Below are 15921 nucleotides of genomic sequence, written 5' to 3'. Positions count from 1 at the left end.
ACGGAATCCGGTTCCTGAGTCCGTTGCCAATGGAGAACCCATGAGGAGGCAGCATGCAACAAGAGCTAACCATACGAAGCGCTAAGGACGTTTCGGACTTTGTCGATGAGCACCCCGGAGGCCGGTCGACCTTCCTGATCGTGATCATTGCGCTGGGCGGTGTGTTCGTCGATGCGTATGACTTTACGAGCCTTGGCATCGGCGTGCCCGCACTCAAGGAGACATTCGGCCTCAGCCCGTTTGAGGTAGGCAGTGTTACCGCGATGATGGCGATCGGTGCATTTATCGGCGCGATCTGGGGCGGAAAGGCAACGGACAAGGTCGGCCGCTACAAGATGTTTCTCGTCGATCTGATTTTGCTCGTGGTCGCCGCGCTTGGCGCCGCGCTTTCCGTCAACCTGCCGATGCTGCTCGTCTTCCGGTTTCTGCTCGGCCTTGGAGTGGGTCTCGACTTTCCGGTGGCGCTTAGCTTCATTGCGGAATTCGTCAACAAGCGCAAGCGCGGCGGCGGCGTCAATTTATGGCAGTTGATGTGGTACGTCGCCGCGTCGTGCACAGGCCTGATTATCGTGCCGTTCTACTTTGCAGGCTTTGGCGAGAACTTGTGGCGCATTGCGGTTGGGTTCGGTGCGCTGCCCGCTTTGGTCATTCTGATTCTGCGCTTCAAGTACGTGAAAGAAAGTGCGCCCTGGGCTGCGCAAAACCTGGGCCTTGACGAGGCGGCGCGCATTCTCGAGGCGACTTACAAGATCAAGACACGTGTCGTGAGGGACACGGTACAACGCGCGCCAAAAGTGCGGGAGCACGCGACCTTCAGCGAGATCTTCACGTCGCGCTTTATCAAGCGAACCCTACTCGTATCGGTGATTTGTGCCACGCAGAGTCTCGAGTATTTCGCAATTGGATTCAACTTGCCGTCGATTTCGCAGTCTCTGTTCGGCAAGGAATTCATCAACGCGATTCTTGGTGCGATTGCCTTTAACGCATTCGGGATTGTCGGTGCGGTGCTAGGCGTGTCGGTAACGAGGCGTATGGGCGCAAGAAGAATGGCCATAGCCGGCTACGTACTTGTGCTACTTGCGCTGTTCGGCATGTTCAAACTGCACGATGTGCTGCCCATTGGATATATGGGTGTGCTGGTCGGCCTGATGATCCTCGGTCATGCGTTTGGGCCAGGTGCACAAGGCATGACGATGGCTGCGCTGTCATATCCGACGCGTATTCGCGGCGTCGGTACCGGCTGGGGTCAAGGCATGGTTCGTGTGGGAAGCATTACGGGTTTCTATTTTTTCCCGATCCTAGTCGCCACCGTGGGCTTTTACAACATGATCGGGTTTCTGATGCTTGCGCCGGCGTTAGGGCTGATCGCGGCGCTGCTGATCAAATGGGAACCGGTCGGCGCGAACATCGAGGAAAGCGATGAGGAGCATCGCACGCAGGCCATCCTGGAGGGGAATATCTAGCGTTGGAGAGCGATAGAAGCAACACGCTAGCGGTGCGCCTGATGGGTCAACCCACACATAAACCCCTCATCAGGCGCACGTGCCCGTCGTTATTGCGTCTGCGAGCCCGGCACGAGATGAATCCGCTTTTGCGTTGCCTTCTCTACCGCGGATCGTGTGTAAAGCAGCAGGAAATACTCGCCGTCTAGCCACATCTGCGTAAGGTCGCGGTAATGCGGGTTATCCGGGTCGCCGGATTCGCCGGGCAGATTGACCGCTCGCGAATTGTCCCAGTTGCCGACATCGACAATCACGCGAAACGACGGGCCATTCGTTTGCCGGAAGTCGCTTGCGCGGTACGTCGACTGGTTCGGTGTATAGGCGCTGCCGCCTTTGCCGATGGGACCGACGTTAAGCTTTGCGCGCGTCTGCTCATCGACGAGATCGGCGAACGGATGTGCATTGAGGTTGGTCTGCAGTTTGCCCCATTGCCATGCGCTCTGATCCGCGCCCTGCAGACGCACCATCTCCTCATATGCCTCATGCAGGCTCGAAAGCAGCACAGCGTCGCGTTTCGATTGCGCGGTCTGCGCGTCGCCGCCGAAGCGCGCCTCCGGACGCTCGAGCGAATCGAGCATCACGGCTGTATCTGGCGCGCTGAACGCATCGGCTGTGGCTTTAGGCAACACCGCTTGCTTGAATGCACGGCCAAGGTGCCGGCTTAGCCACACCTCTTCGAGCGCCGCCTGCGCGGAGTCCGCGCGCATTTGCGCATCCCAGCCCTTGAGCATTGCAAGCGCGGCGCGCGTGTCGGGATCGTCGCTCGAAAGCGGTGCGAGCAAGGCCACGAGCCTGCGTGCGGGAATCGACACGATGTCGTTCTGCAAGCGCTCGCTATCTTCAATCGACACCTTCGGCAACGACTTCAACACTTCATCGATGCGTTGATGACGCGATCCGTTCGTCCATTCGAAGCCGAGTTTGCGCTCCTTGTACGGATAGCCGGCCGGCAGATTCATTTCGTTTGAGGTCGTGAAATAGCCGTCGCTCGGGTCATAGGCGGACGGCATGTCGTCGCGGGGCCAGAAGCCCGCCCATTCGTAACGTCCGTCGCCGGGCACCGGCATCAGGCCGTCCCAGTTCGGACGCTTCGGCGCGAGTCCGCTCGGTACCCAGCCGATATTGCCTTGTATATCGGCGTACACCTGGTTGACGGTCGGCGCGCCCCACGTCGAAAGGTCGCGTTTGAATTCCGCAAAGTTTTTTGCGCGCATATAGCGCATCGAATCGAAGTACGGCGACATGCCCGGTTGCAGCCACGCGGTGCGGACGGCAAACGCGCGATTCCTGGCGCTTTCCGTGTAGATCACCGGGCCGTGACGCGTGAACGCGAGTTGGGCATCGACAGGCGCGCCGCCGCGTACGGCGATTTTCTCGTGCACGATATGCATCGGTTCCCAACGGCCTTTGTAGCGGTACTCGTGCGGATTCGCCGGGTTCAATTGGTAGACGTACAGATCTTCCTGATCGATATTGAAGATCGTGAGGCCGTACGCAATCGAGCCGTTGTGTCCGATCGAAATGCCCGGCGCCGACGGCTCGCCGCCACCGATGATATCGAGCGTCGGTGTGCTGATCTGCTGGATATAGCGCAGGCTCGGCGCCGCATAGGCACGATGTGGATCGTTGGCCATGATCGCGCGGCCTGTGGCGGATTTATCCGGGGCGATCACCCAGTTGTTGCTGCCCTCGGTCACTTCTTCAGGGTTGTCTGCCGCCGCGATCACTGTGGTTGCAGCATCGGCGCTTTTCAGCGACTCTTTTGTGACGTGCACGCTTTGCGTGGCGAGCGTAAAAACCTTGAGCACATCGTTGGGCAGGCAAGGGTCGAGTCCTTCGGGCACCTTCGTTTGCCACGGTGGTTGCAAGCCGAAACGCACGGTATCGTCGGCGACCGAGCCTTTGCACGCGACTCTTGCGCGCGCCACTTCGCTGGTCAGATTGCGCGTCAGGCCATGACTGCGTATGCGGACGATATCGTCCACACTCCATTTCGCGGGCCAGTAGCCGACTTTGCGAAACTCGTACGGCAAGCGGTCAGGATGCGCGGCAAGCCAATCGATATACGCGTTGACGCCCGCCGCGAAGCGGCTCGCAACAGGCTTCGCATCGGGCCCATAGCGCTTCCATTCAGCGGCCATATCGCCGCGATAAAGGAACAGGCGCGTCGCTTTGTCCTGCTCGACATAGGCGGGGCCAAACACTTCGGCGAGTTCGCCGAGTCCGCGGCGGCGCCATAGATCGATCTGGAACATGCGATCGCGCGCGGCATTGAAGCCTTGCACGAAGAACGCATCGCGCTCGTTGTCCGCGAAGATGTGCGGCACGCCCCACTTGTCGATCAGGATATCGGTGGGATGCGTGAGCCCTTCGACGGTAATGGTCTCCTCGGGAACAGCGTCCGCATCAGCATCGGCATATGCGCATTGAACGGATACGGCGCTTAGCGCCGTACAGGCAAAAATGGCTGCGAGAGTGGTCCTTGCCGGCACTTGTCTCCTCCTTTATGGCTTGCGGGTTGGTATCGATAGCCTTTCCCTTGTTTAGGTCTTTTTAGCATGCCATGGGCGGGTATGTCTTAGTCGATGCGGAGTGAGGCATCAAGCCACCGGCTTCGGTCCATTCCATTCCTTTCAATGGTTAAAGATCCGTAATATTCATATTCATCCTGCATCAAATGCGGCCTGATTTCACATTTCACAATGTTTGGCCTTGCCTTTCATCTGCATGTGCGCTTAAGTTACGCCCCGCAAGAAAAACAAAAGCGGTAAAAAAACAAGAGCGGTTGCAAGGATGAATAAGAGCGAATATCGGCTTGCTCAAAGCGGGCTACGGGGTTTACGGGGTGTTGTTGAAGACACGTTGATTGCACTAACGCTTGCTGCCGCGTTAGCGGATCCCGCACGTGCGCAGGTCGTCGCCGATCCGAACGGCGGCGCGCACAGGCCATCGGTCGTTCAAACAGCCAACGGCATCCAGCAGGTCAACATCACGACACCGTCGGGTGCCGGCGTGTCGCAGAACGCCTATTCGCAATTCGATGTTCCGAAGGCGGGTGTCATCCTCAATAACTCGCCGACGATCGTCAATACGCAGCAGGCGGGTTACGTCAACGGCAATCCGAATCTCGCGCCGGGACAGTCGGCACGGATCATTCTCAACCAGGTCAACAGCAATTCGCCGAGCCAGTTGCGCGGCTACATTGAGGTGGCGGGCAGCCGGGCGGAGGTGGTCGTCGCGAACGGCTCGGGCATCGTCGTCGACGGCGGCGGCTTTATCAACACGACGCGCGGCGTGCTGACGACAGGCACACCGCTGTTCGACGGCAACGGCGCGCTGACCGGCTTCAATGTAACGGGCGGCCTGATCACGGTGCAAGGCGCGGGTCTTAACGCAACAAACGTCGATCAGGTGGACCTGATCGCGCGCGCCGTGCAAGCGAACGCGGCTATCTACGGCAACTCACTGAACGTGATCGCAGGCGCGAACCATGTCAATCACGACACGCTCGCGGCCACGCCGATTGCCGGAAACGGTAGCGCGCCGGCGCTTGCAATCGACGTCGCTCAACTGGGCGGCATGTACGCGAACCGGATCTATCTCGTGTCGAACGAGTACGGCGTGGGCGTAGCGAATGCCGGCGTACTCGCCGCGCAAAGCGGCGACTTCTCGCTCACCGCGCAGGGCCGCGTCGTGCTGTCGGGCCGCACCACGGCGAGCGGCAACCTGTCGATCGCGGCGGCGGGCGGCATCGCCAACAGCGGGACGACTTACGCGCAGCAAAGCGTAGCGGTCAATACCGCGGCGGATGTGACCAACAGGGGCACCCTCGCGGCACAGCAGAACACGAGCATCAGCGCGGGCAGCGTCAATTCGACCGGCACGCTCGGCGCAGGCATCAACAGCGATGGCTCGACTGCGAGCAGCGGCGAACTGACCGTATCGGCGACCGGCATGCTTGCGGCGACGGGCGAGAACGTGGCGGGCGGCAACGCATCGCTTGCCGGCGCATCGATGAATCTGGCCGGCAGCCAGACTTCGGCAAACGGCAATCTCACGCTCAATGCATCCGCTGGCGATCTGGGTCTCGCTGGCGCGACGACTGTCGCGGGCGGCGCATTGTCCGCTCATGCAGCGGGGACGCTGACGAACGATCGTGGCGTATTGTCTTCATCGGGCGCGCAAACGTTGTCAGCCGGTGCGCTGTCCAATCAGGGTGGCGAGATTGCTTCGCAGTCCACGCTCGACGTCGCTGCAAATGCCGCGCTGAACAACCAGCAGGGCATCGTTCAGGCCGCGGGACGTGAAAGCATCAGCGCGGGTTCGATCGACAACACAGCGGGCCGCATCGTCTCGCTGAACGCGGATGGCCTCGATGTCGCAACGAGCGGCGCCCTGGTGAATGGCGCGGGCAACACGGCGACGGGCGCAACGGGCGGCGTAATCGGCACCAATGGATCGCTGAACGTATCGGCTGGCGCGATCGCGAACCAGGGGCAGCTCACAGCGAACGGCGACACGGCCATCAGGGCGCAATCGCTCGACAACCCGGCCGGCAGCATCGTGGCAGGCGGCAGTCTAGGTATGAGGGTGGCCGGCGCGCTCGGCAACCGCAACGGAACGCTATCCGGCGATTCGATCACGGTTTCGGCAGGCTCAATCGACGATACGAATGGTGCGATCGAGAGCAACACGCTTGCGCTCTCCACCTCCGGAGATCTGATCAATCGTGGCGGCGCGATCCAGCAATATGGTGATGCCGACCAGACGCTCGCTGTCGGCGGTTCGATCGACAACACGGGCGGCACGATTGCGAGCAATGCGTCGAACCTTACCGTATCAGCGCAGAACATCACGAACGACGATCACGGTTCGATCGAACACGCGGGCGCAGGCACATTAGCGGTCGACGCGCGCGGTACGCTGTCGAACGTTGGCGGCCAGGTTGCGACGAACGGCGCACTCAACGCGCAAACCGTGAGCATCCACAATACGAACGGCACGCTGTCCGCGCAGGGTTCGGCAAGCGTCGATGCGAAGAACGCGCTTGTCAATCACGACGGCACGCTCTACGGCGCCGATGGTCTCACCGCAACTACGCAAGGCACGTTCGACAATAGCGCCGGTTCGACACAGACGAACGGCAATCTGTCGATAGCGGCCGGCGGCGCGCTGTCGAACGCGCAAGGCTCGATATCCGCGAACGGCGCGCACGGCAGCACCGCCGTATCCGCATCGAGCATCGACAACACCTCGGGCACGCTGACGAACGCAGGCGACGGCGCACTCACGGTGACGTCGTCTACAGCCGTCGCAAACACGGGCGGCACGCTTGGCGGCAACGGCGACGTCACGTTGAACGCGCAGTCGCTGACCAACACTGCGGGGGCGCAACTCGTCGCAGGCGGCGCGGCGAATCTGAACGTCGCGCAAAGCGTGAACAATTCGGGCGGCACCGTCTACGGCGCGACGGCGCTGAACCTGAAGCAGGCGGGCGCTACCGTGACGAACGCGGGCGGCCAGATCGAAGGTGGCCAGGACGTATCGATGCAGGTCGCGTTGCTCGCGAATGCGGGCGGCGCGATCCGTGCGAACCGCGACATCGCGGTGGGCGGCGGCGTCATCGGCGATGGTGAGATGACGGCCGGGCGCAATCTGTCGCTCGCTGTTGCAGGCGACTACACGAACAGCGCGGCGAATCGTCTGCATGCGGACGGCAATCTGTCGCTCTCCGCGACCGGCACGCTGACGAACACGGGCACGCTTGCCGCAGGTACGTCGATCAATGCATCGGGCGCCAACGTCGTGAATTCGGCCAACGCCGATATCGACAGCGCGACCACGACCGTCACCGCATCGAACACGCTGACGAACGCGGGGCGTATCGAAGGCGATACGGTCACGACGAACAGCGCGACGCTCGCGAACACGGGCGCGGTGATCGGCAACAACGTGCAGGTCAACGCGTCGGATGTGCAGAACAGCGGCGCGGCCGCCGTGATCGCCGGCGCACAAGGCGTGAAGGTCTACGCCGCGAACTCGGTGACGAATGCGGATGGCGCGCTGATGTACAGCGCCGGCAATCTCGAGATCGCAAGGGATGGCGCGCGCGACGCATCGGGTCTGCTCGCGGACCAGACCGGTACGTTGACGAATAGCGCTGCGAACATCGAGGCAGCGGGCGATATCGACATCGCCGCGCATACGGTCAACAACAGCCGCACGGGCGTCGTCACACAGGCCGGCACCGCGCAGGATGCGGGCACGACGACGCTTTCGCTATGGACGGCGGGCATCCCAACCGGCGATCTCGGCCAATACCAGAGCGGGTATTGGAATTTCGACGCCGGAGCAATCGGCATAGCAGCGATCGGCGGTCTGATGAAGCCGATTACGGTTACCGTTCCGAAGTCGCAAGTGGCGAATTTGAACACGGCGGCGCAGACGTTATCGCTGACGACCCCGCTGTTCGACAGCTATATCGATGCTTCGAGCCCGACGACCGAGGTCTGCAAAAACTTCTGCATCGAGGTGCCTGTCGCGCAGACACGCACGATCACGAACAACGCGACGCAGTACTACAACAGCATTACGGACAACGGCGACACGTACACCATTACTCTGTGGCCGGACTGGAATCCGAACACGAACATCCGGCCCGACGATGTCAAGACACGGACGGACCTCGGCTCGGACAGTCACGACTACGTCGAACTGTCGCGCACCACGAAGACAACGATCGCGACCGATCAGCTCCTGAGTGCCGGCACCGCCGCCACGATCCAGTCGCAGGGTTCGATCCGCATCAACGCGGATGGCGGCAGTATCAACAACCAGTCGTCGGCGATGGCCGCAGGCGGCAATCTTGTGCGCCGCGCGAACGGCGGCACCGTTAACGACACCGGCACGGTGCTGCAGCAAACCGTGACGACCGATACGCAGTCGACGTTCTTCTGGCACCAGAAGACGGGCGGCAGCACCGACACGAAGACCGTTGAAGACGGCGTGAGCTCGACGACGACCACGGTCGGCGCGCTCGCCGCGATTGCGACCGCGGGCGGCGCGGTGCAGACCACGGGCGCGAACATCAACATCGGCAGCGTGAATCTCGTCGGCCAGACCGTGCTCGGCTCCGGCGTGACGGGCGGCAACGCGACGGGCACGCAGCTCGGCAACCTGTCGGGACAGACGAACCGGCCACAGACGCTCGGCAGCGCATCGGGCGGCATTCCGAACCTGACGTTGCCCATCAATGGACTGTTTTCGCTGCAGCCCGCGCCTTCCGCCACGTACCTCGTCGCAACGGACCCGCGATTCACGACCTACAGCAAGTTTGTTTCGAGCGACTACATGCTGGGCCAGCTGGGCCTGAACCCGCAGACGACAGAGAAGCGCCTCGGCGACGGCATGTATGAAGAGCAGCTCGTGATGAACCAGGTCACGCAGCTGACGGGACGCACGTTCCTGACCGGTTACACGGACAACATGGACGAGTACACCGCGTTGATGAACAACGGCGTGACGTACGCACAGGCGTTTGGCCTGACGCCCGGCGTTGGCTTGACCGATGCGCAGATGCAGCAGCTGACGACCGACATGGTCTGGCTCGTGTCGCAAACGGTAACGCTGCCGGACGGCACGCAGCAGACGGTGCTAGTGCCGAAGCTGTATCTCGCGCAGAGCAGCACGGTCGATCTTCAGGATAGCGGAGCGATTGTCGCGGGCAATACGGTGAACCTGAACGCCACCGGCGACGTGAACAACAGCGGCCAGATCGTCAGCAACGTGGCGACGACGGTGATCGGCAACAACGTCGTGAACAGTGGCGTGATCGGCAGCGGCGGCACGACCGCGGTGGCGGCTGTGCAGGACGTGCGCAACGTGAGCGGCCGCATCGGCGGCGCGGATACGCTGGTGCAGGCCGGCCGCGATGTGATCAACGAAACGGCGACCACGGACATTTCGAAGACGCTGAACGAAAGTGGCTTCACGTCGAGCGCATCGTCGCAAAGCACGCTTGCGACCGGCACGATCTCGGCATCGGGCAATGCGCTGATTCTTGCCGGCCGCGACGTCGACCTGAGCGGTGCGTCGATCGAGTCGGGCGGGAGCGCGATGGTCGGCGCGGGCCGCGATATCAATGTCGGTACGACGACGCTGACGAGCACGCGCGACGCGGGCACCAACGACGGATTGAATGGCGGCCACGATAGCGTCACGCAGAACGTGGGCAGCACGATCACGACGGGCGGCAGTTTCACGAGCGTGTCGGGCGGCAACACGACGCTGACCGATGCCACGGTGAAGTCAGCCGGCGACGCGACGATGATCGCGGGCAACGACCTGACCGTGACGGCGGCAAAGGATACGGCCACGCATAGCGAGCAGTCGCTAGGCGGCCCGCAGGCGAAGCATACGGCGTCGAGTTATGACGAAGCGGTGCAGGGCAGCGATCTGAATGCGAACAACAACATGACGCTGGGCGCAGGACAGGGCGCGACCGCTTCGGCGTTGTTATCGCAGTATGGCGTGGGCGTGGCGAAGGACGCGGCGACCGGCGGTGGCAATCTCTCCGTTCTGGGGTCGAGCGTGACGACAGGTTCGACCGCCGCGGACGGCAGCATGAGCGGCGGCGCGACCACGCTTGCGGCAACAGGCAATGTGACGATCGGTGCCGTCAACGAAACGCACGATTCGCAGAGCTGGGAGCATGTCGAACATTCCGGTTTCATGTCGAGCGACAAGACGACGGACCAGAAGTCGTCGCATGAAGTGGATGCGGTGGGGGCGACGGTGGCGGGCGATACGGTCGGCGTGACGGCCGGTCATGATCTGACTATTGCGGGTTCGACTGTCGCTTCGACGAGCGATATGGTGTTGTCGGCGGGGCATGACCTCACGATTACGACGACCCAGAACACGAGTGAGAGCAGTAGTTTTCATGAGGAGACGAAGTCGGGGTTGGGAGCGACTGGTGGCGCTGGCATCTCGTACGGCAGCAGCGATCAGAAAGACACCACGCACGACAGTTCTGTAACGCAGAACAGCAGCCTCGTCGGCAGCACGAACGGTAGCGTGACGATGGCGGCCGGCAACGATCTGCACATTACGGGCAGCGATGTCATTGCAGCGCAGAACATCACGGGCGTCGCGGCGAACGTGACGATCGATTCGGCGACGAATACGAACCACCATGATGAAACGCAAGAAACGAAGACGAGCGGATTCACGCTAGGCGTAGGCGGTTCCGTCGCGCAGGCGATTTCAAGCGCGGTTGACCAGAGTCATGCGGCCTCGGACAGCCACGATGGGCGCGCGAAAGCCTTGCATGCGGTCGCGGCCGCCGGCAATGCCGGAGACGCGGTCGGGCAACTCGCATCGGGTGGCACGCCCGATGTCAGCATTGAGCTGAGCTGGGGAACCAGTCATACGAAGAACACGTTCACCGAGGATCAGACCACGCAGACCGGTTCGGCGATTAACGCCGGCGGCAACGCGACGTTCATCGCAACCGGCAACGGCACGCCGGGAAGCGGCAACCTGACCATCGCGGGCTCGGACGTTAGCGCGAGTAACGTTGCACTGGTGGCTCAGAATCAGGTGAACCTCGTGAACTCGACGAACACCGATTCGACGCGCAGCACGAACGAATCGAGCAGCGCGAGCGTCGGTGTGTCGTACGGCACGAAAGGCTGGGGTGTATCGGCATCGATGTCCAATTCGCATGGCGATTCGAATTCGGATGCCGTGACGCAGAACAACACGCACGTAACGGCAAGCAATAACGTGACGATCGTGTCGGGCGGCGACACGAATATTGTCGGTGCGGATGTGAGCGGCAATCACGTTGCTGCGGACATCGGCGGAAATCTGAATATCCAGAGTGTGCAGGACACAACGGTGAGCGCCGCGCATCAGTCGAGTACGGGTGGCGGATTCAGCATTTCGCAGGGCGGCGGCAGCGCGAGCATCAGCAGTCAGCACGGCAGCGCGAACGGCAACTATGCGGCGGTGAACGAGCAGGCGGGAATTCAGGCCGGCAGCGGCGGGTTCGACATCAGCGTGAAGGGCAATACGAACCTGACGGGCGCGTATATCGGCAGCGACGCGGAGGCATCGAAGAACAACCTGACGACGGGCACGCTGACGTACTCCGATATCCAGAATCATTCGGAATACAACTCGTCGACGAGTGGCTTTGGTGTGGGCACGCAAGGCTTCACGCCGATGATAGGCCAGTCCGACCATAGCAATTCGACCGCCACGACGAAGACCGCCATCAGTGCCGGGACGATTACGGTGACCGATTCGGCGGGCCAGACGCAAGATGTATCGAACCTGAACCGGGATACGTCGAATCTGAACGGCACGGTTTCGAAGCTGCCTGATGTGAGCGGTGTGCTGGGCGACGAACTCGACGTGATGAGCGCAGCGAATGCTGCGGGGCAGGCGGTTGCTAAGGATATCGGGACGTACGCGGATTATAAGCAGGCGAAGGCGCGCGACGGCCAGAAGGCCGCGGCGTTGCTCGGTGATACGGAACTTGCGGGCGAATACAAGGCGGACGCCGACGCGTGGAGTGAAGGTGGGACCAATCGCATCATCCTTCATGTGGCTGGCGGTGCGCTGCTTGGCGGATTGGGTGGGGGCAGTGTTGTAGGTGCTGCGGGCGGTGCGGCCGGGGCTGGTGCGTCTGCTTATCTCGCGCCGGCGCTGAATGACGTTGCGAACCAGTTTGGCGATCCTGGGACCGTGGGGCATGGGGTCGGCAATGTTATTGCGAACTTGCTGGCGACTGCGGCGGGCGGGGCGGTGGGTGGGGGTGTTGGGGCGGCTGCGGCTTCGAATGTGGATGCTTTTAACCGGCAGTTGCATCCGACCGAAGCGCAGAAGCTCGCTCAACTCATGCAAGGGAAGTCGACCGACGAACAGTACAGACTGGCTGCCGCCGAATGCGCGTTGGTGCTGTGTGCGGCAGGCGTTCCCGATAACGACGCGTCCAAAGCAGCGCTTCAGCAAATGCAGGATGCGGGCCAATACTTCACCGCTGAACAAAGCACGCTCGTAAAAGCCGGAGCCTTCGATGGATACGGTGTAGCCGATGCGTTCGGCGACTGGTCGGACAGGAACCAGGTTCCTGTCCGTGCGGTTGGCGCCGTGCAAGGTGTTACCGGTGCTGCAGCCGCTGCGGGGGCGATTAGTGTCGCGTGCCCGACGGTTATTGCCTGTAGCCTTGGGGCGGCAGTTGCCACTACGAGTCTGGACTATTCGAATGCCGGATTCGCGCAGATGCTGAGCGGCAACGTCACGTCGACGTATGGTGAGCAGGTTTTGCAGTCACTTGGATTGAGTCCGCAGGCGGCTGCTCTTGCTTATGGAGCGATCAATCTTGGCGCGGCAGCGGGTACTACGCTTACAAGTCAAGGCGTTCCGACGGCGAGCGGAGGGAGTGCGGCGACACAAGAAGCAAAAATCACTAATAACTTTTACCGAGACGGTAGTCCAAGTCTGGATCCTATTGGCTCGCCTAGTGGTATCGTCGTGACTGTGGACCCTAACAAGACTACAACGGTTCTTGGTAGCTTTGCGTTAGACATGAATAACGTTATTAATGAGCAGCTTGGTTATCCGAAGACAACGAATTTTGACGCGAAACCGGGTGGATTTAATGTACTTAATGTTCCTGACAATATGTACAAGACGCCTGATCAGTTTTGGGGCGAGGTCAACATGCCGTTTCTTGATCAAGCCATTCAGCGTGGTGACAACATATTTATTGCGACGAAGCCAACCCCGGATGTGTTAGTGAGACCGGATGGAAGCCTGACGGGTTTTGGGCGCGAGATGCAGTATCTGCAGAAGAATGGGTACTCATATGATAGCGTTTCAGGAATGATGACTCGGCGATAACACTATGATCGAACCGTATTTATCTCACGTTCAGCGCGCTCTTGGAGCATTGCCCGGGCCCCCGTTTGCGATCAGCCGCAACGACACCTATGTGATCGAAGCGTCAAATAATGTGATGACAGTCAGATTTTTAATCGAGAGTTCGATCGAACCCATCATTTCGGTCGCAGTGCTAGATAACAGCGGTAAGGTGTTTGATGTTTCACTTCTCGAGGAGCTAATCGATCCAGAGCGCCTGGATAGAAAGAGGAGGCTTCTACGTGAATTAACGGACACCGACGATGAAAAGCGGCGAAGCTTCGAAATCACGGATGAATACGCGAGAATTTGCACAGAGGATTTGGTCGATTTTCTTAAAGATAATCAAGAGGAATTCGTTGAATTTCCGAAACAGATAGAGGCGCGTTACGCAAATATCGAAAAGAGTTTTCTTAAGAGATTTGGTGTCGACCAATAGGATGCGAATTCAAGGTTATCGGATATCAGGTCAGTGTTGTTTTGCCTGGTAGTAGCCTTCGGTATCACAGTAATGATTATCGCGGGCGTGGCGAATCCGTCAAAAGTCGATAGTGAAAGCCATTTGCTGTCGATGAAAAAAGATATGGACGACGCTTTGACTGCTGGCGGAAGCGTCTATTCCAAGTATTCGAATCCGAAATTTGGTGGTGCGTTGATGATTGTAAACATAGAGGGGGCATCTTGGACACCGGGTCTAGCCGACCAGTACCAAAGGATACTGCTAGAAAGGGGTTGGAAAATAAATGACGCGACAACGGAGCACAGTTATTTGCTTTGCAAAGATGGAATGCTTGCAAGGATCAACGAAATCCCGTCCACAGATACTTCCGGCGGTTCGCCACAATGGGTGTACAGATTCGCGATGTCCTATAGCTTGCGTACACGCAGGAGTTGCGTGCAGTAATCAATAGACGACCGTGCTTCGGACGCGCATCGATGTCGGAAGGAGCCGCGCGGCGTATCGAGGCGCGGATCGATGGCCGCCAATACCACAAGGGATACGACGGTGCCGCTCAAGCTAGCTGTTCGCCAAAATGGAGGCTCATCGTGAATTCACCGGCAAAGCTGGCGTTGCCTTCTGGATATCAATGGCTGCTAGATAAAGCGCTCGTTGGGTACGAGCCTTTTACCCAACTACAACCATGGCATTACCTACCCATGCAACAAACCTTTTGGGCGTCGGACCGGTGGCCTGGGGTTACTGATAAGCGACTATTCGCGTTCGCAAAGAGGCAGGACTGCGACGATCTTGCATGCTTCGTAGTTGCAGGAGACAAGGCAGTTCAAGGGGTCGCACTGATTCACGGATGGACTGGAAATGGCTATGAGCTCTCGAAGGGGTTCAGTGACTTCTGGGCATGGCTGAAGCACGTGGTAGACGACATAGCAAACTGGGTGAGCGTCGAGCATTCAAGGTGAGTAAATCTTGGACGCGCCCATGTTGTGACGGTGGCGACGGACTATTGGCGCTGTCATGCAGGCAGCAGCTCGCAACGAAGATAGCAACCTTGAAATAGATACAAAGATTTCGGACCGAAGAATCAATGAATACAATCCACCTCCGCACATTCATCGTTGCAACAACGTTGGTCTGCACAATTGTTGGATGTTCCAATACACGGGCCCCAGTTGCATCACAGAGTAAGTCCGACAGCCGGCCCACATCAGTCCCGAACTACCTGAAAATCCAGCATGAGCAAGCTCTTACCGAAGCTATAAAAAAAGAAAAGGCGGCGACCTCAAACTCCGCGCGAGCATCGGCCATGCAACAGCAAGCCGCAGCGCTCGACTCGTTGGGCCGCTCGCAAGAGGCGCTAGTCGTAATTGACCAAGCCATGACGCTAGTCGATCCATCAAGGCAAGGAGCATGGATCGCGACAAAGGCCGAAATCTTGTACTCGCTGGGCGACCCGCAGGCGGCGTTGAAGACCTTGGATCCGGAGATCGCGAGGACGCGAGAGTTTGCCGCGAGTAAACCTCCAAATGAACGCGCCGCGGCTTTAGGCATATTCACTGACGGGTTTATCGCCGCCACGTTTGCGAATATCGAGTTGCAACGATGGCAAGAGGCCGTCAATGACCTCGCGGATGCCAATGCTCTGCTTGAAGGGCCGAGCTTCTATGCCTACAGGAGTCTGGTGTACCGCTACATCATGGCACGAGCTAACGACACTTCCATAGCGAATGCCGAACTCGATAAACAAGCGCAGTACTACGCTTCCCATGATCAGACTCAATATGGTCCGTTGCTTCGAATGTGGCAAGGCCAGGACAGCGTGCATGACGTTGCGGTGGTCATCGGGAAGATGAGAGGAGCCGACCAGCAAGAGGCCTTTGGCGAAGCGCTTTTCTATGGCGGTGCATACGCCAAGTTTGTCCGGCATAACTCGAATGGTGGCCTTGCAATGTTGCAGCAGCTCAACCAGCTAGCGCCTTACGGAAGTATCGAGTGGATTCACGGTAAGCGTGTTTTGCAATAAGGTTTCCGTCG

At 59.8% G+C, this 15921-nt stretch carries 6 protein-coding genes; 5 read left to right on the top strand and 1 reads right to left on the bottom strand.

The window, feature by feature from the left end:
* Positions 1 to 53: 53 nt before the first annotated feature.
* Positions 54 to 1463 (top strand): MFS transporter, encoded by a 1410-nt coding sequence (locus KZJ38_RS23550; RefSeq protein ID WP_219802100.1) that lies wholly within the window; start codon positions 54 to 56, stop codon positions 1461 to 1463.
* An 89-nt stretch (positions 1464 to 1552) separates the two neighbouring features.
* Here the strand turns inward: KZJ38_RS23550 and KZJ38_RS23545 are convergent, their stop codons facing one another.
* Positions 1553 to 3994, bottom strand: a complete 2442-nt coding sequence (locus tag KZJ38_RS23545; RefSeq protein WP_246641968.1) for a penicillin acylase family protein — start codon at positions 3992 to 3994, stop codon at positions 1553 to 1555.
* 301 nt (positions 3995 to 4295) lie between these two features.
* Here KZJ38_RS23545 and KZJ38_RS23540 point away from each other — a divergent pair, with 301 nt between their 5' ends.
* The 4 genes from KZJ38_RS23540 (at position 4296) to KZJ38_RS23525 (ending at position 15910) form a co-directional block, all read left to right on the top strand.
* Positions 4296 to 13412, top strand: coding sequence for a hemagglutinin repeat-containing protein (locus KZJ38_RS23540; RefSeq protein WP_219802099.1), 9117 nt, complete (start codon positions 4296 to 4298; stop codon positions 13410 to 13412).
* 4 nt (positions 13413 to 13416) lie between these two features.
* Positions 13417 to 13869 carry a hypothetical protein gene (locus KZJ38_RS23535; RefSeq protein WP_219802098.1) on the top strand — a complete coding sequence of 151 codons (453 nt, stop codon included), beginning with the start codon at positions 13417 to 13419 and terminating at the stop codon, positions 13867 to 13869.
* 72 nt (positions 13870 to 13941) lie between these two features.
* Positions 13942 to 14334: a hypothetical protein gene (locus KZJ38_RS23530; protein WP_219802097.1), complete on the top strand. Its 393-nt coding sequence runs from the start codon at positions 13942 to 13944 to the stop codon at positions 14332 to 14334.
* Between the two features lie 640 nt (positions 14335 to 14974).
* Positions 14975 to 15910, top strand: a complete 936-nt coding sequence (locus KZJ38_RS23525; protein WP_219802096.1) for a hypothetical protein — start codon at positions 14975 to 14977, stop codon at positions 15908 to 15910.
* The last annotated feature ends 11 nt before the right edge of the window (positions 15911 to 15921 follow it).

The sequence above is a fragment of the Paraburkholderia edwinii genome (assembly GCF_019428685.1).
GTDB classification, from domain to species: Bacteria; Pseudomonadota; Gammaproteobacteria; order Burkholderiales; family Burkholderiaceae; genus Paraburkholderia; species Paraburkholderia edwinii.
Note: the sequence above shows the minus strand (reverse complement) of the source record. Positions and strands in the feature narration are given on the sequence as shown.